General features: G+C 69.1%; 16 protein-coding genes. 1 reads left to right on the forward strand and 15 read right to left on the reverse strand.

All coding sequences use genetic code 11. The annotated features are described in order from the left end of the window. Nucleotides 1-214: 214 nt before the first annotated feature. The 11 genes from rnr to CKO28_RS04210 form a co-directional block, all read right to left on the reverse strand. A complete protein-coding gene (rnr, locus tag CKO28_RS04160) occupies nucleotides 215-2,716 on the reverse strand; it encodes a ribonuclease R (protein ID WP_242480329.1) in 2,502 nt (833 codons plus the stop codon). 52 nt (nucleotides 2,717-2,768) lie between these two features. Continuing rightward, nucleotides 2,769-5,615 carry a type I DNA topoisomerase gene (gene topA, locus CKO28_RS04165; protein ID WP_200339284.1) on the reverse strand — a complete coding sequence of 949 codons (2,847 nt, stop codon included), beginning with the start codon at nucleotides 5,613-5,615 and terminating at the stop codon, nucleotides 2,769-2,771. Nucleotides 5,616-5,664: 49 nt separating this feature from the next. Beyond that, nucleotides 5,665-6,813, reverse strand: coding sequence for a DNA-processing protein DprA (gene dprA, locus CKO28_RS04170; RefSeq protein ID WP_338050047.1), 1,149 nt, complete (start codon nucleotides 6,811-6,813; stop codon nucleotides 5,665-5,667). 174 nt (nucleotides 6,814-6,987) lie between these two features. Continuing rightward, complete coding sequence (gene plsY / locus CKO28_RS04175) at nucleotides 6,988-7,620, reverse strand: glycerol-3-phosphate 1-O-acyltransferase PlsY (protein WP_200339286.1); 633 nt, start codon at nucleotides 7,618-7,620, stop codon at nucleotides 6,988-6,990. Between the two features lie 35 nt (nucleotides 7,621-7,655). Beyond that, the gene (pyrC, locus tag CKO28_RS04180; protein ID WP_200339287.1) at nucleotides 7,656-8,987 is read right to left on the reverse strand and encodes a dihydroorotase; all 1,332 of its coding nucleotides are present in this window, start codon (nucleotides 8,985-8,987) and stop codon (nucleotides 7,656-7,658) included. Beyond that, nucleotides 8,984-10,012, reverse strand: a complete 1,029-nt coding sequence (locus CKO28_RS04185) for an aspartate carbamoyltransferase catalytic subunit (RefSeq protein WP_200339288.1) — start codon at nucleotides 10,010-10,012, stop codon at nucleotides 8,984-8,986. The genes pyrC and CKO28_RS04185 overlap by 4 nt, the downstream gene beginning before the upstream one ends. A gap of 66 nt (nucleotides 10,013-10,078) precedes the next feature. Further along, nucleotides 10,079-10,474, reverse strand: a complete 396-nt coding sequence (locus CKO28_RS04190; RefSeq protein ID WP_207168736.1) for a PIN domain-containing protein — start codon at nucleotides 10,472-10,474, stop codon at nucleotides 10,079-10,081. Beyond that, a complete protein-coding gene (locus CKO28_RS04195; protein WP_200339289.1) occupies nucleotides 10,471-10,758 on the reverse strand; it encodes a type II toxin-antitoxin system VapB family antitoxin in 288 nt (95 codons plus the stop codon). Before CKO28_RS04195 ends, CKO28_RS04190 begins: the two co-directional genes overlap by 4 nt. Nucleotides 10,759-10,815: 57 nt before the next feature. Continuing rightward, nucleotides 10,816-11,094: a hypothetical protein gene (locus CKO28_RS04200; RefSeq protein ID WP_200339290.1), complete on the reverse strand. Its 279-nt coding sequence runs from the start codon at nucleotides 11,092-11,094 to the stop codon at nucleotides 10,816-10,818. A gap of 79 nt (nucleotides 11,095-11,173) precedes the next feature. Continuing rightward, nucleotides 11,174-12,391: a CaiB/BaiF CoA transferase family protein gene (locus tag CKO28_RS04205; protein ID WP_200339291.1), complete on the reverse strand. Its 1,218-nt coding sequence runs from the start codon at nucleotides 12,389-12,391 to the stop codon at nucleotides 11,174-11,176. A gap of 47 nt (nucleotides 12,392-12,438) precedes the next feature. Then, entirely contained in the window at nucleotides 12,439-13,347 is a 909-nt protein-coding gene (locus CKO28_RS04210; RefSeq protein WP_200339292.1) for an AEC family transporter, read from the reverse strand. Nucleotides 13,348-13,561: 214 nt separating this feature from the next. On the opposite strand from CKO28_RS04210, the gene CKO28_RS04215 reads away from it, so the two are divergent. Continuing rightward, entirely contained in the window at nucleotides 13,562-14,107 is a 546-nt protein-coding gene (locus CKO28_RS04215; protein WP_200339293.1) for a DUF29 family protein, read from the forward strand. Between the two features lie 155 nt (nucleotides 14,108-14,262). Here the strand turns inward: CKO28_RS04215 and ruvX are convergent, their stop codons facing one another. From ruvX to CKO28_RS04235, 4 genes are read right to left on the reverse strand one after another with little or no spacing between them, the layout of a single operon-like run. After that, nucleotides 14,263-14,736 carry a Holliday junction resolvase RuvX gene (gene ruvX, locus CKO28_RS04220; protein ID WP_200339294.1) on the reverse strand — a complete coding sequence of 158 codons (474 nt, stop codon included), beginning with the start codon at nucleotides 14,734-14,736 and terminating at the stop codon, nucleotides 14,263-14,265. Between the two features lie 3 nt (nucleotides 14,737-14,739). Next, the gene (locus CKO28_RS04225) at nucleotides 14,740-17,979 is read right to left on the reverse strand and encodes an efflux RND transporter permease subunit (protein ID WP_200339295.1); all 3,240 of its coding nucleotides are present in this window, start codon (nucleotides 17,977-17,979) and stop codon (nucleotides 14,740-14,742) included. Then, a complete protein-coding gene (locus tag CKO28_RS04230; protein WP_200339296.1) occupies nucleotides 17,976-19,145 on the reverse strand; it encodes an efflux RND transporter periplasmic adaptor subunit in 1,170 nt (389 codons plus the stop codon). The genes CKO28_RS04225 and CKO28_RS04230 overlap by 4 nt, the downstream gene beginning before the upstream one ends. Nucleotides 19,146-19,178: 33 nt before the next feature. Further along, a complete protein-coding gene (locus CKO28_RS04235) occupies nucleotides 19,179-19,724 on the reverse strand; it encodes a PadR family transcriptional regulator (protein ID WP_200339297.1) in 546 nt (181 codons plus the stop codon). Nucleotides 19,725-19,965 lie beyond the last annotated feature (241 nt).

A 19,965-nucleotide genomic window follows, 5' to 3' on the forward strand; every position in this document is an offset into this window, starting at 1 on the left:
CCCTAGAGCAAGATGAAGGCCGACTCCACCTTCATCGATTTTGCTCTAGCGTATCGGGGCCGACTCCGCAGTTCCATAAGCATTTTACCCGCTTTCGGGCAAATCGCGAGGCAGTGTCCCCGATCCCGGGTCAACAAGGCGTTAAACGTTTGTGAGAAGCTTGTGCCCGCCTTATCCGGAACCTGCGCCCGGAAGTTCGGCCGCCCGGGTGGGTTTACGTCTTCGGCTTGGCGTTCGGCTTGCGCGGCGCCTTGCCGGTCTTCTTCGGCTTGGCGGACCGCGCCTTGGGCTTGTCGCCGGCCCCCTGGGATGCGGCCCCCTGGGATCCGGCCGACTGTGACTTGGCCGCCTTGGATGGGGTCTTCTTGGCGGCGGGCTGGGTCGACGGCGGCGGGCCGCCGGTCTTTTTCGCCTTCTTCGACGCCGCCTTGTTTTTCTTGTCGGCCGCGCGGGCGGTCTTGCCGGTGCGCGCGGCATGGCGGCGCGGGCCCTTGCCCGGGCCACCGGGGGTGACCGGCTCGTCTTCCGGCTTCTCGCCGGAGGCGGTGGCGATCACCTCGACCATCTCCAGCACGATTCCGCCGGTGATCGGATCGGCCTCGGTCAGGCGCACCCGGACCTTGTCGCCCAGCCGGTAGACCCGGCCCCAGCGCTCGCCGATCAAGCGATGGGTCGACGCGTCATGCTTGTAGAAGTCGTTGGGCAGGGTGTTGATCGGCACCAAGCCGTCCGCGCCCGTCTCGCTCAGGGTGACGAACAGCCCGAACCGGGTAACGCCGCCAACCCGCCCCTGGAACTGCGCGCCGACGTGTTCCTTCAGGAAGGCGGCGGTGAAGCGGTCGATCGCATCGAACTCGGCCTTCTGCGCCCGGCGCTCGGTGACCGAGATGTGCTCGCCAATCTCGTCGAACTGCTCGGCCTCGCCCGGGCGCAGGCCGTCCTCGCCGAGGCCGAGCGCGTCGATCAGCGAACGGTGGACCAGCAGGTCGGCATAGCGCCGGATCGGCGAGGTGAAGTGGGCGTAGCGGTCGAGCGCGAGGCCGAAGTGCCCCTCATTGTCCGGCGAATAGTACGCCTGGCTCTGGCAGCGCAGGATCAACTCGTTGAGCATCGGCGCCTCGGCCCGGCCCTTGACCTGCTCGAGTACGCGGCCGAACGCCTCCTGGCTGGCCGACCGGTCCTTGGCGAGGTTGATGCCGTAGGTCTTCAGCGTCTCCCGCAGCGCGTCGACCTTGTCCTCGTCCGGCGGCGTGTGCACGCGGTACATGCACGCGGCCTGCTTACGCTCCAGCGTCTGCGCGGCGGCCACGTTGGCCGCGATCATGAACTCCTCGATCAGCCGGTGGGCGTCCAGCCGCTCCCGGCTCTCGATCCCCGTGACCTCGCCCTTGTCGTTGACCACGACCTGTTTTTCGGGGAGGTCGAGATCGAGGGTGCCGCGCTGCTGACGGTTGCGCATCAAGGCGTGGAAAGCGCCGTACAGCGGCTCGATCACCGGTTCCAGCAGCGGGCCGGTGATGTCGGACCACTGGCCGTCCTTGGCCGCCTGCACCTGTTCGTAGGTCAGACGGGCGGACGAGCGCATGATCGCCCGCATGAAGCGGTGCTTGCCCTTGAAATGGCCGTCCCGGTCGATCCGCATCTCGACCGCCAGGCAGCCGCGGTCCTCGTGCGGGCGCAGCGAGCACCAGCCGTTGGACAGCCCCTCCGGCAGCATCGGCACGACCCGGTCGGGGAAGTAGACGGAGTTGCCGCGCTGATAGGCGGTCTTGTCGAGCGCGCTGCCGGAGCGGACGTAGTGCGCCACGTCGGCGATCGCGACGATGATCCGGTAGCCGTCGGGATTGTCCTCCGCGGTGTCCGGCTGGGCGAAGACCGCGTCGTCGAAGTCCTTGGCGTCGGCGCCGTCGATCGTGATCAGCGGGGTGTCGCGCAGGTCGGTCCGGCCGGCCGGGCTGACGGCCTTGGCCTGGTTGGCCTGGTCGATCGCCTGGTCGGGGAAGTCGGTCGGGATGTCGTGCTCGTGGATCGCGATCAGGCTGATCGCCCGCGGGCTGTCGACGTGGCCCAGGCGCTCTTCGACCAGCACCTCGGTCGGGCCGCCGCCGGCGCGCTTGTGGCTGGGCTTGATCCGGCAGAGCACGAACTCGCCGACCTGGGCGTCGCCCAGATCGCCCTTGCGCAGCACGAACTCGCCCTTCGCGCGCTTGTCGGTCGGGCGCAGGACGCCGCCGGGCTCGATGATCCCGAGCACGCGCTTGGCCGGCCCGCCGAGCACGCGGATGGTGCGGGCGTCGTAGGTGCCGTCGGGCTCCCGCTTCAGGCGGGCGAGCACGCGCATCCCGGGTTCGAGGGTGGGATGGCCGCCGCGTTCCGGCTGGATGAAAATGCGCGGCGGTTCCGCCGCGCGCCGCCAGCTCGCCGGCCGGCCCAGCAGCTCGCCGTCCGCGTCGCGATCCTTGACCTCGATCACCGTGACCTCGGGCAGGGCGCCAACCGCCTGCCAGGTACGCTTCTCGCCGCGCTCGACGCGCCCCTCGTCCTCAAGCTCGCGCAGCATGTCCTTCAGCCAGGCACGCTGCGCGCCTTTCAGCCCAAAGGCGCGGACCAGCTCGCGTTTGTCGACCGGGGTCTCGCTGGTTTCGATGTAGTGGACGAGTTGCGCGCGCGAGGGCAGCTCGCCGGCCGGTTTTCCCTTGGCTTTGTCTTGCGCCAACGCTGGGGGCGTATCCTTGCGTACCTGGGACTAATTGGCGTCGGCAAAGGCGCTAGCCGGAGCCGTCAGCCTTGGCGGTGCCGGTCTTCGCGCTGCCCGACTTGGTGGTGCCCGACTTGGTGGCGCCCGACTTGGTGGCGCCCGACTTCGCAGACGCCGACTTACCGGACCCGGCCTTGGCGGACCCGGATTTAGCAGCCTTGCTCGCGGCCGCCTTCTTCGCCGTCGTCTTGTTGCCGCCGGTCTCGGCGGCCTTGCCGACAGTCGCCGCCGAGGTCCCGGTCCCGGCCTTGTTGCTCGACGTGCTCTTGGTCGTACGCGACTTGGTGGCCTTGCCACTCCCCTTGGCCGCGGTCTTGCCGCCCTTGCCCTTCTTGGCGGCCTGCTCGTCCAGCAGCGGAACGGCTTCCTCCAGGCTGACGGCGTCCGGCTCCGTCCCCTTGGGCAGCGACGCGTACAGCCGGCCGTGCTTGACATACGGGCCGTAGCGGCCCTGGCCGGCGGTGACCGCGCCACCGTCGCGCGGGTGCTCGCCCAGCTGGATCTGGTTCGACTGCCGCTTCTTCTTCGGCGATTCGTCGATCAGTGTGACCGCGCGGTTCTGGCCCACCGTCAGCACGTCGTCGTCCGGGCTGAGCGAGACGTACGTGCTGCCGTGCTTGACGTACGGGCCGTACTTGCCGATTCCGGCCAGGATCGGTTCGCCGTCGGCCGGGTGCTTGCAGACCTCGCGCGGCAGCTGCAGCAGCTTGAGCGCCCGGTCGAGCGTCAGCTCGGCGGGGTCGTAGTCCTTGGGCAGGGAGACGCGCTTGGGCTTCTTGCCTTTCTGCGCCTCGCCCAGTTGGATGTAGGGGCCGTAGGGGCCTTTCTTCAGCGTCACGGAGTCGCCGGTCTCGGGCTCGGCGCCGAGCTCTTTCGGGCCGGTGTCGCCTACCGGCGGGGCCTCGCCCGGGGCGGGGGCGATCAGCGGCCGGGTGTACTTGCAGTCGGGATAGCCGCCGCAGCCGATGAAGCCGCCGGTGCGGCCGATCTTGAGGCCCAGCCGACCGCCGCAGTTCGGGCACTTGCGCGGGTCGTGGCTCTCGTCGTCGGGGTCGGCGGGGAAGAAGTGCGGGCCCAGCTCGGCGTCCAGCGCGTCGATGACGTCGGCCATCTTCAGGCCCTGGGTGCGGTCGACCTCCGACTTGAACTGGTCCCAGAAGTCGCGCAGCACCTGCTTCCAGTCGGCCTTGCCGCCGGAGATGTCGTCGAGCTGCTGTTCCAGCTTGGCGGTGAAGTCGTACTCGACGTAGCGGTCGAAGAAGGACGACAGGAACGCGGTCACCAGCCGGCCGCGGTCTTCCGGCACGAACCGGCGCTTGTCCAGCTTGACGTATTGCCGGTCCTGCAGGACCTGCAGGGTCGAGGCGTAGGTCGACGGCCGGCCGATGCCGAGCTCCTCCAGCTTGCGCACCAGGCTCGCTTCGGAGTAGCGCGGCGGCGGCTGGGTGAAGTGCTGCTCCTCGACGATTTTATCGCGCCGGGTCGGCTCGCCTTCCTTCAGCGGCGGCAGGCGCTTGTCGTCCTCGGTGCCGGAGCGGTCGGAACTTTCGTTCTCCTCGTCGCGGCTTTCGCGGTACAGGCGATAGAAGCCGTCGAAAGTCACGGTCGAGCCGTTGGCGCGCAGCTGGGCCAAGTCGTAGTCGACCCGGATGTTGGCCTGCACCTGGTCAAGGCGCGCGCTTTCCATCTGGCTGGCGACCGTGCGCTTCCAGATCAGCTCGTAGAGCTTGTAGGCCTCGTCGTTGAGGACGCTGCGGACGTCTTCCGGGGTGCGGAACAGGTCGGTCGGGCGTACCGCCTCGTGCGCCTCCTGGGCGTTCTTCGCCTTGGTGGCGTACTGCCGGGGCTTGTCGGGCAGGTAGTCGCTGCCGAAGCGCCGGTTCACCAGGTCGCGGGTCTGGGTCAGCGCTTCCTGGGAGATCTGCACGCCGTCGGTCCGCATATACGTGATCAGGCCGACGGCCTCGCCGCTGATCTCGACGCCCTCGTACAGCCGCTGGGCGACCTGCATGGTCCGGCTGGCCCCGAAGCCCAGCTTGCGCGAGGCCTCCTGCTGCAGGGTCGAGGTGGTGAACGGCGGCTGCGGGTTGCGCTTGGTCTGCTTGCGCTCGACGCTGGCGACCTTGAAGTCGCTGGCGTTCTCCAGCTTCGCCTTGGCGGCCTGCGCGCTCTGCTCGCCCGGCAGGCCGAACTTGTCCAGCCGCTGGCCGTCCAGGTGGGTCAGGCGGGCGGTGAACTGGCCGCCCTGCTGGGCGGTCAGGTGGGCGTCGATGGTCCAGTATTCCTGCGGCCGGAACGCCTCGATCTCCGCCTCGCGCTCGCAGATCAGGCGCAGCGCGACCGACTGCACGCGCCCGGCCGACTTGGAGCCGGGCAGCTTGCGCCACAGGATCGGCGACAGCGTGAAGCCGACCAGATAGTCGAGCGCGCGCCGTGCGAGGTAGGCCTCGATCAGTTCCCGGTTCAGCTCGCGCGGCCGCTCGAAGGCTTCTTGGACGGCCGACTTGGTGATCGCGTTGAACGCCACCCGCCGGATCGCGAGGTTTTCGCCCAGCACCCGCCGGCGGCGCAGCTCTTCCAGGATATGCCAGGAGATCGCCTCGCCCTCGCGGTCGGGGTCGGTGGCGAGGTAGAGCGCGTCGGCACCCTTGACGGCGCTGGCGATCTCCTTGATCCGCTTTTCGGCCTGGGAATCGACTTCCCAGTCCATCTCGAAGTCGGAATCCGGTCGCACCGATCCGTCCTTGGACGGCAGGTCGCGGATGTGGCCGTAGGACGCAAGGACCTGGAAGTCCCGGCCTAAGTATTTGTTGATCGTCCGGGCTTTGGCCGGAGATTCGACGATGACGACGTTCATGCTTTAACCAGGCTGATCGGCCAGCCCGGTGACGCGGCCGGGACCGGCCTTAGGACGCGTCCGCGATGTCGTCCTGGCGCCGGGCGACACGGTTGCCCGGATGCCGCTCGCAGCGTCCGGCAAGCTCCATCTCCAGGAGGACCAGCGTCACGATCGCTGGCGATAACTGGCATTGCCGGATCACTTCGTCAACCGCGACAGGGGTCGGGTCCAACAACTCCGCGATCTCCCGGCGTGCCCGGGCGAGCTCCTGATCGCTCAGATCCATCGGCGTTACCTCCGCCTCGGCCCGCATGTCGCCGTCCCAGCCGAGCGCGCCGAACAGGTACCCGCGGCCCGGCGCCTCGTGCGGATCGCTGCGCAGCAGCGGGCCCAGGCCGTCCAGCACGTCGCGGGCCGATTCGACCAGGATAGCGCCGTCGCGCAGCAGCCGGTTGCAGCCCTTGGCCCGCGGGTCGAGTGGGCTGCCCGGCACGGCGAACACCTCGCGCCCCTGTTCGCCAGCCAGGCGCGCGGTGATCAGGGAGCCGCTCTTGAGCGCCGCCTCGACCACGACGACGCCCAGCGACAGACCGGAGATCAGGCGGTTGCGCCGCGGGAAGTGGCGCGCCTGCGGCTCGGTGCCGACCGGCATTTCCGACACCACGACGCCGCGGTCGACGAGGTCGCCGTACAGCTGTTGGTGTTCCGGCGGGTAGATCACGTCGACCCCGCCCGCCATCGCGGCACAGGTCCCGGTTTCGAGCGCGCCCGTATGGGCGGCGCCGTCGATCCCGCGGGCGAGGCCGGAGACCACCAGCAATCCTTCGCCCGCCAACTCGTGCGCCAGCGCTCGCGCCATCCGGCGGCCATTGGCGCTGGCGTTGCGCGCGCCCACGAGGGCGACCGCCGGGCGCTCCAGCAGGAACGGATGGCCGCGCACGAACAACAGCGGCGGCGCGTCGTCGAGCGCGGCAAGTTGGGCAGGAAAGCCCGCATGGCCGCACGCGAAGGCATGGCCGCCCAGCTTGTCCAGCTGCGCGAGTTCCTTTTCGGCGAGCGACCGCGGACAGATCTTGATCGGCTTCTTGCGCCCGCCGCGCGCCGCCAGCTCGGGCAGGGCGTCGAGCGCGGCCGCGAGCGTGCCGTAGCGGCGCAGCAGGGCGTGGAAGGTCACCGGGCCGACGTTCTCGCTGCGGATCAGACGCAGCCAGTCCACCGTCTCCTGCCGTGACAAGGCCCGCCCATCACCGCCGTCCATACACGCGATTGTAGGTGGGCGGATACGGGAGTCAATCGATAAGTGTCGGCGTCCGATAAGGCCACTTTCGGACGGCTAGAAGTTCGGTCGGCCGTGAGTCTCGGCCGTGAGTCATAGCTCCCGCTCGCACGATTACGTCTTCGGCTCGCCCTTCTGCCCGATCTTGCTTTCCTCCCCCTTCAGCAGCCGGCGGATGTTCTCGTGGTGCTTGAGCCATACGACGACGGCGATGACCGCGGCGAACTGGGTGAGCTGGACGTCTTCGACCAAGTACCAGGCCCAGACGGGGGCGCTCGCCATCGCAAGCAATGCGGCCAGGCTGGAGAAGCGGGTCGCGGCGGCGGTCGCCAGCCAGACCGCGCAGCAGGCCAGCCCCATCGGCCAGGCGATGGCGATGTGCACGCCAAGCGTGGTCGCGACCCCCTTGCCGCCGCGGAACTTCAGCCAGATCGGGAAGAGGTGGCCCAGGATCGACCCGTAGGCCGCCATCAACGCGATGTCCGGGCCGTACAGCCAGCCCGCGACCAGCACCGCGACGGCGCCCTTGCCGGCGTCCAGCAGCAGGGTGGCGGCCGCGAGGTCCTTGCGGCCGGTGCGCAGGACGTTGGTCGCCCCGATGTTGCCGGAGCCGATCTTGCGCAGGTCGCCGTGGCCGAACAGCCGAGTGAGCACGATGCCGAAGGGAATCGACCCCAAGAGATAGCCCGCCAGGAAGCCGGCGAGCAGGTAGGGGCCGGACAGGCTCCAGGAGATCGGATCGGGCATCGCGCGTGCGGTCCCTCGCGGCTTGGGCGGCGCTCTTACGCCGCGGCAGGAGCGGGCGTCTCGGCATAGATCGTTCGGCCGTCGACGACCGTGCGCACGACCCGTCCGCGCGCCGGCCAGGCGTCGAACGGGGCGTTCTTGCACTTGCCGAGGAAGCTGTCCGGGTCGATCGTCCAGGCGCGCTCGGGGTCGAACAGGATCATGTCGGCGGGTCCGCCCGCGGCGAGCCGGCCGGCGTCCCGCCCCAGAATGTCGGCCGGCTTGTAGGTCAGGCCGGCCAGCAGGTCGAGCAGCTCAAGCTGCCCGGCGTGCACCAGGTCGAGCGACAGCGCGAACAGCGTCTCCAGGCCGGCGATGCCGTACTCCGCCGCCGTGAACGGCAGGCGCTTGCTGTCCTGGTCCTGCGGGTTGTGGTCGCTGACCACGGCGTCGATCGTGCCGTCGGCGAGGCCGGCCACGATCGCCTGCCGGTCGGCCGCGCCGCGCAGCGGCGGGTTGACCTTGGCGAACGTGCGGTAGTCGCCCACCGCATCCTCGGTCAAGGTGAAGTAGTGCGGGGCGGTATCGCAGGTGACCCGCAAGCCGTTCGCCTTGGCCTGCCGGATCGCCTCGACCGCGGCGCCCGTGCTGATCAGGCTGGCGTGGTAGCGTCCGCCGGTCATCTCGACCAGCCGCAGGTCGCGTTCAAGCTGGATCAGTTCGGCCATCGCCGGGCTCCCCGACAGGCCCAGGCGGGTGGCGAGCGCGCCGCCGTTCATCACCCCGGTTGCGAGCGTCGGCTCCAGCGGATGCTGTAGGATCACGGTATCGAACACGCTGGCGTAGGCGAGGCAGCGGCGCAGCGTCTGCGCGTTGGCGACCGCCCGGTCGCCATCGGTGAAGCCGACCGCGCCCGCCTCCGACAGCAGCCCGATCTCGGTCATCTGCTCGCCCGCGCAGCCGCGGGTCAGCGCGCCGTAGGCGTAGACCTTGACCAGCTTGGTCTCGCGCGCCCGCCGGGCGACGAACTCCAGGCCGGCGACGTCGTCGATCACCGGGTCGGTGTTGGGCAGACAGGCGATCGAGGTGATCCCGGCCGACGCCGCCGCGCGTCCGGCAGAGGAGATCGTCTCCTTGTGCTCGCGCCCCGGCTCGCCCAGCTGCGCGCGCATGTCGACCAGGCCGGGCGCCAGGCACAGGCCGGCGCAGTCGACCTCCTGCGCGTCCGGCGGCACACCGTCGCGGAACAGGCCGGCGCCGACCTCGACGATCCGGTTGCCGTCGACCAGCACGCCGCCCCGGGCGTCCAGGCCGCTCGCCGGGTCGAGCAGGCGGGCGTTGGTGTAGGCGACCTTGGCGGTGCCGGCGGGCTTGGCGTGCAGGCTCATGCCCCGATGCTCCCATCGAGGTCGCCCGTCGTGGCACGGGTCGGCGCCTGCCGGGTCAGGGCGTCGAGCACGCCCATCCGCACGGCGACGCCCATCTCGACCTGCTCGCGGATCGCCGAGCGGTCGATGTCGTCGGCGACCACGCTGTCGATCTCGACGCCACGGTTCATCGGTCCCGGGTGCATGATCAGCGCGTCCGCCTTGGCGTGCGCCAGCTTGTCGTAATCCAGGCCGTAGAAGCGGAAGTACTCACGGATCGAGGGGACGTAGGAGCCCTGCATGCGTTCGGTTTGCAGGCGCAGCATCATCACCACGTCGCAGTCCGCGAGCCCGGCGCGCATGTTGGTGTAGGCGGTCACGCCCAGGCGCTCGATCCCGCTCGGCAGCAGGGTAGGCGGCGCGATCACCCGCACCTCCGCGCCCAGCGTGGTCAGCAGATGGATGTTGGAGCGGGCCACGCGGGAGTGCGCCACGTCACCGGAGATCGCCACCTTCAGCCCCGCGATCTCGCCGCGCCGCCGGCGGATCGTCAGCGCGTCCAGAAGCGCCTGGGTCGGGTGCTCGTGGCTGCCGTCGCCGGCGTTGATGACCGCGCAGTTGACCTTTTCGGCGAGCAGCTGCACCGCGCCGCTGTCCGGCGCGCGCACCACGAGCACGTCGGGATGCATGGCATTCAGGGTCATCGCGGTGTCGATCAGCGTCTCGCCCTTTTTGATCGACGACCAGGCGACCTCCATGTTGATGACGTCCGCGCCGAGGCGCTTGCCGGCCAGCTCGAACGAGGTGCGGGTGCGCGTGGAGGTCTCGAAGAACAGATTGATGACCGTGCGCCCGGCCAACAGGTCGGAGGTCTTGTTGGCCGCCTGGTTGACCGCGACGTAGCTTTCCGCCCGGTCCAGCAGAGCCACGATCTCCGCCGCCGTCATCCCCTCGATCCCGAGGAGATGACGCAGCGGCGCGCCGGAACCGGACTCGGCGGCGGCGCGGGTCGGGATATCCTGCAGGGCGCGGTCGGCGGGGCTCATCGCGGGCGGATCATGTCACTGGCCCCCGGTGCAGGCAAGCGGACCGCACCCTGCCCGGTGCCGCTGTTACGCGACCGCCGCTCGGATGTCCGTCGCCGTGAAGTCGGCGCCTTTGAAGAGCAGCGGCGCGTCCAGCGCCTTGGCGAGTGCGTAGGCGAAGCAGTCGCCGAAGTTCAGACCAGCCGCGTGGCGGCCCTTGCCGTAGGTGCGATAGGCCTCGGCCGCGAGATCGGCCTGTTCGGCGTCAAAGGGGACGAGGCGAATGTCCGCAGATCGCAGGAACGCATCCATCTCGCCCACTGCACGATGACCGGCACGCCGCAAGCACACAATCGAAAGCTCGACGTACGTTCCTGTCGACATGCGCGCCTGCACGGCATCCTCAAGGGTGCTGCGTAAGGGCGCGCTGTCGTGCTCTTTCGTCAAGATCGCAAAAACGGCTGACGTGTCGACCGCGATCACGTCGGTAAGCCGTGATCGTCGTAGCCGATGATCTCGTCAGGTGCGCGCGGGTCCAGCACATCCAAAGCGGCGAAGCGGTCGATGATCCGACGTGCTTCCGCCAAGCGCTTCTGACGTGCCTGCTCGGTTTCCTGGCCCGCGTTATCCTCGGCGGGATCGCGAGACCGCGTTGCGCCGTCCGATCTCAGGGCACGCCGCACCACATCCTCGACACGCTCGCCGCGTTGGGCGGCTAGGGCGCGAAGATCGCGTTCCAGATCCGGGTCGTCAATGACGAGGCTCATGCTTGCGAATATAGCGCGCCCGGCCGGCGGAATCACGCCCGGTCGGGTCCGGAGGCCTTACGCGCTCTTCGCCAGCAGGTCCAGTTGGCGCGGGTCGGCCTCGGTCGCGGCCTCCTCGGGATGCTCGGCTGTAGCCGTGCGGGCGCCGTCGTCGCTGCCCAGGCCGCCCAGCAGGACATCGTCCTGGTGCATCATCTGCGGCGCGCGCATGGCGCCGGACAGCGCGTCCAGCAGCTCGGCATTGTCGCTGCGCTTGGCGGCGCGGTGCGGGGCGATCGGTTCGACCTTGTCCGCCACGAAATCCTGGTCGCCGCGGGGTTTCTGGCTCTCGCTCACGGGTTTGTCCTCCGAGCTCGCGCGGTTGCTTGCGCGTCGTTGGCGCTGTTCGCGCGCGCTCTATAACCCCTTTCGCCGATTAAATCACCCCCCGATCGCGCAGGCGGGCAATCTCGTCGGCGTCGAGGCCGAGCGCGTCCTGCAGCACCGCGTCGGTATGCTCGCCCATCCGGGGCGGCGATTGGCGGTAGCTGACCGGGGTTTCGGAGAAGCCGATCGGGTTGCCGATCAGGTCGACCTTGCCCTTGGCGGCTTGCGGATAGTCCATCTCGATCTGCATCTTGCGGTGCTGGATCTGCGGATCGGCGAACACGCGGTCCAGCGTGTTGACCGGCCCGCTGGGCACGCCGCGGGCGTTCAGCGCCGTAACCCAGTCTTCCAGCGGGCGGGCCGCGGTGATCTCGTCCAGGATCGGATACAGCGCCTGGCGGTTGCGCACCCGTTCGGCGTTGGTGGCAAAGCGTCGGTCCCGCGGCAGGTCGGGCCGGCCGGCCTCGTCGCAGAACTTGGCGAACTGGCCGTCGTTGCCGACCGCCAGGATGAAGTAGCCGTCGGACGCCGGCATGGTCTTGTAGGGCACGATGTTGGGATGCTCGTTGCCGCGTCGTTTGGGCAGTTCGCCGCCGGTCAGGTAGTTGAGGCCCTCGTAGGTCAGCCAGGATACCTGCGTGTCCAGAAGCGCGAGGTCGATGTGCTGGCCCTGGCCGGTCCTGTGGCGGTGGTGCAGGGCGGCCAGGATCGCGGAACTGGCGTACATCCCGCACATGATGTCCGCGATCCCGATCCCGACCTTCATCGGTTGGCCGTCGGGCTCGCCGGTCAGCGACATGATCCCGCCCATCCCCTGCGCCAGATAGTCGTAGCCCGCGCGGCTGGCGTACGGTCCGGTCTGCCCGAAGCCGGTGATCGAGCAGAAGATGATGTGCGGCGCGATCTCCTTAACGTCGTCGTAGGCGAGGCCGTACTTCTTCAGCCCGCCGGCCTTGAAGTTCTCGACCAGGATGTCGCTCTCCCGGATCAACTCCCGGGCCAGGCGCTGGCCCTCCGCGCTCGCGATGTCGAGCGTGACCGAGCGCTTGTTGCGGTTGGCGGACAGGTAATAGGCGCTCGTCTCGGTGTCGTTGCCGTCCGCGTCCTGGACGTAGGGCGGCCCCCACTTGCGGGTGTCGTCGCCCTGGCCGGGCCGCTCGATCTTCAGCACCTCCGCGCCCAGGTCGCCCAGCAGCTGGGTGCAGGTCGGCCCCGCCAGGATCCGGGTCAGGTCGAACACGCGCAGGCCGGCGAGCGGTGCGGTCATGGCAGGCGGTATCCCACAAGTGTCGGTGTCGCCGGCTTTTTCGCTGGCTAGCCCGCGAGGGTCAAGATTACGGGCAGGCTGACCATCGAGACCGCCGTTTGCAGCGTGATCACGCCCGCCATCAGGGTCGCGTCGCCGCCCAGCTGGCGGGCCAGGATATAGCTCGAGGTCGCGGTCGGGGAGGCCATGAACAACAGCGCGATCGCGGCCGTCAGCCCCTCGACCCCGAACGCCCACAGCATCCCGGCCGTCAGCGCCGGCATGGCGACCAGCTTGAGCGCCGTCGTTTGCGCGACCGGGCGCGCGTTGCGGCGCACCGCGGGCCAGTCGAGCGCCGCGCCGACGCACAAGAGGCCGATCGGCAGGGCCGCCCGGCCAAGGATATCCAGCACGTCGCCGATCACGATCGGCATGCCGGTGAAGTTGCTGAGCGCGCCCAGCACAGCGGCGATGATCAGCGGGTTGCTGATCACCTGCTTGATCGTGCCGACCACGGTCGGCTCGGCGGCGGAGCCCCAGCGGGCTAGCGCGATCACACAGATCAGGTTGACCGTGGGCACGATCACCGCGATCGCGATCGCCGCGACCGTCAGCCCGGCGCTGCCCCAGATCGCGCCGGCGATCGACAGGCAGATGTAGACGTTCATCCGGACCGCGCCCTGGACCATGCTGGTGAACGCCGGTCCGTCGACGCCCCACAGCTTCTGCACGGCCATCATGCCGCCCGCCATCACCAGGATCGCCGCGACCAGCGCCCCCGCCATGGGCAGCACCGACAGACCGGCGAGGTCCGCGCCCGATAGGGTGGTCACGATCAGCGCGGGGAAGAAGATCCTGTAGGTCAGGCGCTCCGCCGGCTGCCAGAAGCCGTTGCCGGGAAACCCCCGACCCTGCAGCCAGCTGCCCAGGAAGATCAGCAGGAACACGGGCAGGATGGCGGTGACGATGGCGAACATGCGGCGGTCCGGGAACGGTGGCGGTGAGCGGGAGGCTAGGGCGCGCCGGGGTGGATGGCTAGGGCGAGCTGTTGAAACGGGGACCTATGAGCCCGTTGAACGCGCCTTCGCATCGCGTCCGCATACCGTCGTTCAGGTGAAGGCTTTGGCCCAGACGGCCCGGCGTGTGTATTTTAGCACCCGAACACCGTGGCGGCCGGGGGAGAGCGCACGCATGGCCGAGGACGACCTGTATCACCGCGACTTCTTCCGCTGGACCCGCGATCAGGCGGCCCGGCTGCGCACGCTGGCGCAGCGCCAGTCCGAGCACGGACGCGATCCGGACAGCGCGTCCGATGGAGTCTTGGATGCGGGCCACTTGGCCGAGGAGGTGGCCCAGGCCGGGCGGAGCGAACTGAATCGTGTGGCCGCGCACCTGACCAACACGCTGGTCTGCCTGTTGGAGGCAGCCTGGCTCGAGGACGCGGCGACCAACCGCCGCTGGCGCGGCGAGGCCAAGAGCACCGCGCGCGAGGCGCGCCGGGCGTTCACCGACGGCATGCGCCCGTACCTGGATATCCAGGAGATCTGGGAAGACGCGCTGGACGAGACCAACGCCCGCCTGCGCGACACCGGCGAGCAGATGCTGCCGGCGCGGTTGAGCTGTCCGCTGACCCTGGACGATCTGCTGGCCCGGCGGATGGACGCCGACGCCGCCGTCGACCGTCTGCGTGCCGCGCTGCTGGACGACGACGCCGAGCCTGCCGGGCGCGAGGGGTGAGGATTGAGGGTTTGTGTTAGGGATGCATGCTCGCTCGAGACGCAGCACGCATATCCCCTCGCCCTTGAGGGGAGAGGGACCCGCCTAAGCTGTGTGCACACCCGCCAACGGGCCTACCCATAGCGGAATATCCTCCCCCACCCGCCGCACCGCGCTCACCCCCGCCGGAGTGCGTCCAGCGCGCCCTGGAGGATGTAGGCGGCGGCCATCTGGTCGAGGTGTTGCTTGTGCTTGTGCCCGGCCATCTCGGCCTCGTCGCTCAGCACGCGTTCGACCGCGGCCGTGGACAGGCGTTCGTCCCAGAACGCGATCGGCAGGGTGTAGCCGGCCTCCGCGATCAGGTTGCGGGCGAACTGGCGGGTCGCCTGGCAGCGCTTGCCTTCCTGGCCGTTCAGGCCGACCGGCAGGCCGATCACCAGCGCCTTGACCGAGCGTTCCGCGATCGCCGCCGAGAGCGCCCGGGCGTCGGCGGTGAACTTGGTGCGCTGGATCGTGCCGACCGGGGAAGCCACGGTGCGGCCGCGGTCGGAGACGGCCATGCCGATCGTCTTGTCGCCGAAGTCCAGGCCCATCAGGCGGGCCTTGGCCGACAGGTGCTGTTCCAGGGCCGCGAGGTCGACGATCGCCATGGCTTATTCGGCGGCGTGCGGCAGTTGCGCCTGTCGGTCCCGGCCCTGCGCATCGTCCGCGGCGGACGGCGTCCCGCGGCCGCGCCGGCGGCGCAGCCAGGCCTGCAGGTTGGCCCGCCACATCAGCGCGCACGGCGTGATGAACAGGGTCAGGACCGTGGCGAAGCTCAGGCCGAACACGATCGCGATCGACAACTGCTGCCACAGCTCGGTCGACGGTGCGCCGACCTGAACCAGGCGGTTGAAGAAGTCGATGTTGACCCCGAGCACCATCGGCATCAGGCCCAGGATGGTGGTCACGGTGGTCAGCATCACCGGGCGCAGGCGCTGGGCGCCGGTGCGCAGGATCGCGGTGGTGACGTCCGGCTCGTCGTTCTTCAGCCGGTCGAAGGTGTCGATCAGCACGATGTTGTTGTTCACCACGATGCCGGCCAGCGCGATCACGCCGATCCCGGTCATCACGATGCCGAACGGCTGGTTGGTGACCAGCAGGCCGATCATCACCCCGATGGTCGACAGGATCACCGCGGACAGGATTAGGAACGCGCTGTAGAAGCTGTTGAACTGCGTCACCAGGATGATCGCCATCAGGAACAGTGCCACCGCGAACGCCTTGGTCAGGAACTGCTGGGCTTCCTTCTGGTCCTCGTTCTCGCCGGTAAAGGCGACGTTGACCGCCGGCGGAATGTCGGCCTGCTTGAGGAAGCCCTGCATCTCCTGGATCTTGTTGCTGGCGAGCACGCCCTCTGCCACGTCAGCCTTGATGGTGATCGACCGGTCGCCGTCGGTCCGGCGGATCAGGCTGGTGCGCTGCTGGGCGGTGCGGGTAACGAAATTGGCGAGCGGCACCTGGCCCTGGTCGGTGTGCACGCGGATCTGGTCGAGCTGGTTCAGACTGCGCTGGTCCTCCGGGAAGCGCACCACCATGTCGATCTCTTCGTCGGCGTCGCCGGAGCGGAATTCGCCGACCTTGAGGCCGTTGGTGACCATCCGGATGTAGCTGCCGACCAGCGAGACGTCGGCGCCGAACTTGGCGGCCTGCGCGCGGTCCACGGAGAGTTCCCATTCGATGCCCGGGATTGGGCGGCCGTCCTCGATCTCGATCAACTCGGGGTCCTGCTGCATCCGCTCGACGATGCGCTTGACCGTCGGCGCGATCAGTTCGGTGCGGTCGCTGGTCACCTCGATCTGGATCGGCTTGCCGCTGGGCGGGCCCATCTGCTGCTTCTGCGCCTCGACCTTGATGCCGGGCAGGGCGGAGGCGCGCGTCTTGATGTCTTCGATGATCTGCTGTGCCGGCCGGCGGGTCCACCAGTCGGTGAACTCGAGGGTCACCTGGCCGATGATGTCCTCCGCCTCCTCGCGGCGCTGGCCGGAGGCGATCTGCGAGCGTGCGTAGATCGCGTGGAACTCGCGGCGTTCCTTTTGCAGCTGCAGGATCTGACTCTCGACCTCCTGGACCAGCCGGTCGCGTTGCTGGATCGAGAGGTTGCCGCGGCCGTGAATTTGCAGCACGGCGCTCTCCGGCTCGACGTCGGGGAAAAACTCCACGCCGCGGCCGTACATGGCGTAAGCGGCCTGGACCGCGACCAGGGCGGCGACGGCGGCGAGCAGCAGCTTGCCCGGATGCTTGAGTGCGTGGCGCAGCAGGCGGACGTAGCCGCCGGTAAAGCCGCCCAGGCGCGTCAGGTCGTCCTTGCCGCCGGCGGCGATCGCCTGCGCCTTGGCGTCGCCCGTCGGCTCGCCCCCGGGGTCACCGCTGGGGTCACCGCCGGGCCCGCCGCCCAGCACCGAGCCCAGCGTGGGCACGAAGATCAGCGCCATCGCGAGCGAGGCGGTCAGCACCGCGAGCAGCGTGATCGGCAGGAACTTCATGAACTCGCCGACCATGCCCGGCCAGAACAGCAACGGCAGAAACGCCGCCAGCGTGGTCGCGGTGGCGGCGATGATCGGCCAGGCCATGCGTTTGGCGGCGAGGCCGTAGGCGTTCCTTTTGGGCAGGCCCTCGCGCAGCTTGCGGTCGGCGTACTCCACCGTGACGATCGCGCCGTCGACCAGCATGCCGACCGCCAGGATCAGCGAGAACAGGACGACCACGTTGACCGTCAGACCGGCCAGGTAGACCACCAGCACCCCGGTTAGGAAAGATCCCGGGATCGCCACGCCGACGAACGCGGCCGAGCGCAGGCCGAGGGCGGCGACGATCACCACCATGACCAGCAGCACCGCCGCCAGGACGTTGTTCTGCAGGTCGCTCAACATCGTGCGGATGTTGGTCGACTTGTCCTGGGTATAGGTGACCTCGACTGCCTCGGGCCACGCCTGCCGTTCCGCCTCGACCGTCTGGCGGACCCTCTCGATGGTCTCGATGATGTTCTCGCCGGTGCGCTTGGAGACCTCCAGCGCGATCGCCGACTGGCCGTTGATCCGGGCGTAGCCTTCCGGGTCCTTGAAGGTCCGCCGCAGGGTGGCGATGTCGCCGATCGTGACGACCCGGTCGCCGTCGACCTTGACCGGCATGTTCAGGATGTCCTGGGGGCTCTGAAACAGCCCGGGAACCTTGATGGAGAAGCGTCCGTTCCCGGTGTTGACCGCACCCGCGGCGACCAGGCGGTTGGAGCGGTCGACCGCGTTCAGTACCTGCCGGGCGTCGATGTCGTAGCTCTCCAGCATCGTCGGATCGACGACCAGCTCGACCAGCTCCTCCCGGTTGCCCGCCATCTCGACGTCCAGGACCGGCTGCAGGCTCTCCACCTCGTCGCGCAGGTCGCGCGCAAGGTCGAGCAGGGTACGCTCCGGGACGTCGCCCGACAGGGTGACCACCAGCACCGGAAACAGGCTCAGGTTGACCTCGTGCACCTGCGGCTCGTCGGCGTCGGCGGGCAGCTCCGGCTTGGCCGTGTCGACGGCCTCGCGGACGTCCTGCATCGCCTGGTCGGCGTTGAAGCCCGCCTCGAACTCCAGCACCACGTTGGCACCGTCCTGGTAGGCGGTGGAGCGCATCTCCTTGACGCCCTCCACCCCTTCGAGCTCCTGCTCCAACGGCTTCACGATCAGCCGCTCGGCGTCCTCCGGGGAGATGCCCTCGTGGTGGACGTTGGTGTAGATGATCGGAATGTTGACGTCCGGGTCGCTCTCCTTGGGGATCGCGAGGTAGGCGTAGCCGCCCGCGAGCAGCAGCAGCACGAGCAGGCTCAGCACCGTGCGGACGTGGTTGAGGGCGGCGTCGACCAGCGTGTTCACGGCCGGCCCTCCGGCCCCGGCATGCCGGGTGCGCCCTGGGGCAGGTCGAGCGGCGTGTTTTTCAGGCGCTTGACCACCTCGGCCTCGGTGACCGGCTTCACTTTCTGGCCGGCGGTGACGAAGTTCTGGCCGAGCGTGATGAAGGTAACCGTCTCGGGCAGGCCGGTGATCCAGACGCCGTCCGGCTTATCGGCCATCAGGTCGACCTCGCGGAACCGCACCCGGTTCCGGTCGTCCAGGACCTTCACGCCGACCTGGCCCTGCTCGTTCAGGGTCAGGATCGACGGCGAGACGGTGTGCGCCAGACGCTGCTTGAGCGGCACGGACATCTGCGCCGTCACGCCGTCGCGCAAGGTGCCGTCCGGGTTGGCGATCTCCATCTCGATCCGGAAGGTGCGGGTGCGGTCGTTCGCCTCGCTGGCGACGAAGGAGACGGTGCCGGAGACCCTCTCGCCGGTGACCAGCTCCGCCGTGGCCTCGGTTCCCGGCTCGATCTGGGAGACCAGGCGCTCGTTGACGTTGCCCTGGATCCTCAGCGGATCGAGGTCGATCAGCCGCAGCACCTCCCGGCCGCTGCGCATGAAGTCGCCGACCTCCGCCATGGTATCGCCGATCCGGCCGGCGAAGGGGGCGTAGATCGTGGTGTTGTCGAGCGCGGTGCGCGCGGCCTCGACGTCCGCCTGCGCTTCGCGAAATGCGGCCTTGGCGGCGGCGAGTTGGGTGTCCGACCGGTGGCCGCGCTCGTGCAGGCGCCGGGCGGCCTCCAGCTCGAGCCGGCGTTGCTCCAACAGCGCCTTCGCCTGGCGCAGCTTGGCCGGCCGGTCCTCCTCCGCGAGTTGGGCCAACACCTCGCCCTGTTCGACGACATCGCCCTTCTCGACCAGCATCTCCTCGATCCGGCCGTTCGTCTGGGCCTGCACCGTGACCTTGCGGTCCGCCACGGTGCGGCCCTGGACGCGCAATCGGTCGGTGCGCGGCTGGGCCGACTGGGTGTTCACCCGGACTTCCGGCGCCGCGTTTAACGCGCTCAGTTCGGCCGGTTGCTTGCGCGTCTCCGGTTCCGCCGAGCCCAGATACTCACCCGAAGCGATCCAGAGCACGGCGGCCAGCGCGATCAGCAGGGCGACCGACAGGGACCCGAAACGGCGATACAGCCTGGACAGCATGATCAGTCTCTCGTGCCTTGGCCGCTGGGCGGCTTACTCGGCCGCGTGAACGCGGGCATCCGCCGCGCCGGCCAGCAGGGTGTCGCGGTGATCGCGCAGATAATCGCGCGCGCAGCGGTAGACCGCCAGCCCGAGGCCGTGGACGAACCGCTCGCCGGCCGGGCGGTGGTCCAGGTCGGCGTTCTCCGTCATCCGCAGCAGGACGTCCTCGTACCAGGCGATCCGGTCGTCGATCAGGCGGTTCAGTGTCGCGGCGGGCAGCAGGTGCGCGAAGAACAGCACGAACAGGAAGTCCGAGCGCACCTCGTCGTCGGTCGGCCGGCGGTGCAGGGCATCCTCCAGCGCCGCGCGGCCGGCGTCGGTGATCGAGTAGAGCTTCTTGTCCGGGCGCTTGTTCTGCGCCTGCGCCCGGCAGACCACCAGCCCGTCGTCCGACAGCCGGGTCAGGGCCGGGTAGATCGATCCGAAGCTGGCCTCCTGGAAGTGGGCGAGGGGGCCTTCCTCGAAGCTCTTCTTGATCGCGTAGCCGCTGGCGTCGCCGCGGTTGAGGACGCCCAGGCAAAGGGTGCGCGTATCCATCGACTGGTCCAAACGCGCGTCCGCGCGCCAAGTGAGTGCATTTATGCAGACAAGAGTATCGGTCCGATATAACGCGAGTCCAGCCTATATCCGTCCGATATATGCACCGCTGACTTGCAGCCGGCGCATGCCGGGCCCGGCTGCCGGGACGAACGTTGGTCCGGCGTGCATGCAAGTTGGGCACATGAAAAGGGGCCCGGCGCATGGCCGGGCCCCTTCACCTCGCCGGGCGAGGTCGTCA

The organism is Rhodovibrio sodomensis, assembly GCF_016583645.1.
Classification (GTDB): Bacteria; Pseudomonadota; Alphaproteobacteria; order Kiloniellales; family Rhodovibrionaceae; genus Rhodovibrio; species Rhodovibrio sodomensis.

What these genes read in the sequence shown, in the direction of transcription:
- topA (WP_200339284.1), bottom strand. Translation starts at nt 5,615, where the DNA reads ATGAACGTCGTCATCGTCGAATCTCCGGCCAAAGCCCGGACGATCAAC.
- plsY (WP_200339286.1), bottom strand. Translation starts at nt 7,620, where the DNA reads ATGCCCGATCCGATCTCCTGGAGCCTGTCCGGCCCCTACCTGCTCGCC.
- pyrC (WP_200339287.1), bottom strand. Translation starts at nt 8,987, where the DNA reads ATGAGCCTGCACGCCAAGCCCGCCGGCACCGCCAAGGTCGCCTACACC.
- CKO28_RS04185 (WP_200339288.1), bottom strand. Translation starts at nt 10,012, where the DNA reads ATGAGCCCCGCCGACCGCGCCCTGCAGGATATCCCGACCCGCGCCGCC.
- CKO28_RS04195 (WP_200339289.1), bottom strand. Translation starts at nt 10,758, where the DNA reads ATGAGCCTCGTCATTGACGACCCGGATCTGGAACGCGATCTTCGCGCC.
- CKO28_RS04205 (WP_200339291.1), bottom strand. Translation starts at nt 12,391, where the DNA reads ATGACCGCACCGCTCGCCGGCCTGCGCGTGTTCGACCTGACCCGGATC.
- CKO28_RS04210 (WP_200339292.1), bottom strand. Translation starts at nt 13,347, where the DNA reads ATGTTCGCCATCGTCACCGCCATCCTGCCCGTGTTCCTGCTGATCTTC.
- CKO28_RS04215 (WP_200339293.1), top strand. Translation starts at nt 13,562, where the DNA reads ATGGCCGAGGACGACCTGTATCACCGCGACTTCTTCCGCTGGACCCGC.
- ruvX (WP_200339294.1), bottom strand. Translation starts at nt 14,736, where the DNA reads ATGGCGATCGTCGACCTCGCGGCCCTGGAACAGCACCTGTCGGCCAAG.
- CKO28_RS04230 (WP_200339296.1), bottom strand. Translation starts at nt 19,145, where the DNA reads ATGCTGTCCAGGCTGTATCGCCGTTTCGGGTCCCTGTCGGTCGCCCTG.
- CKO28_RS04235 (WP_200339297.1), bottom strand. Translation starts at nt 19,724, where the DNA reads ATGGATACGCGCACCCTTTGCCTGGGCGTCCTCAACCGCGGCGACGCC.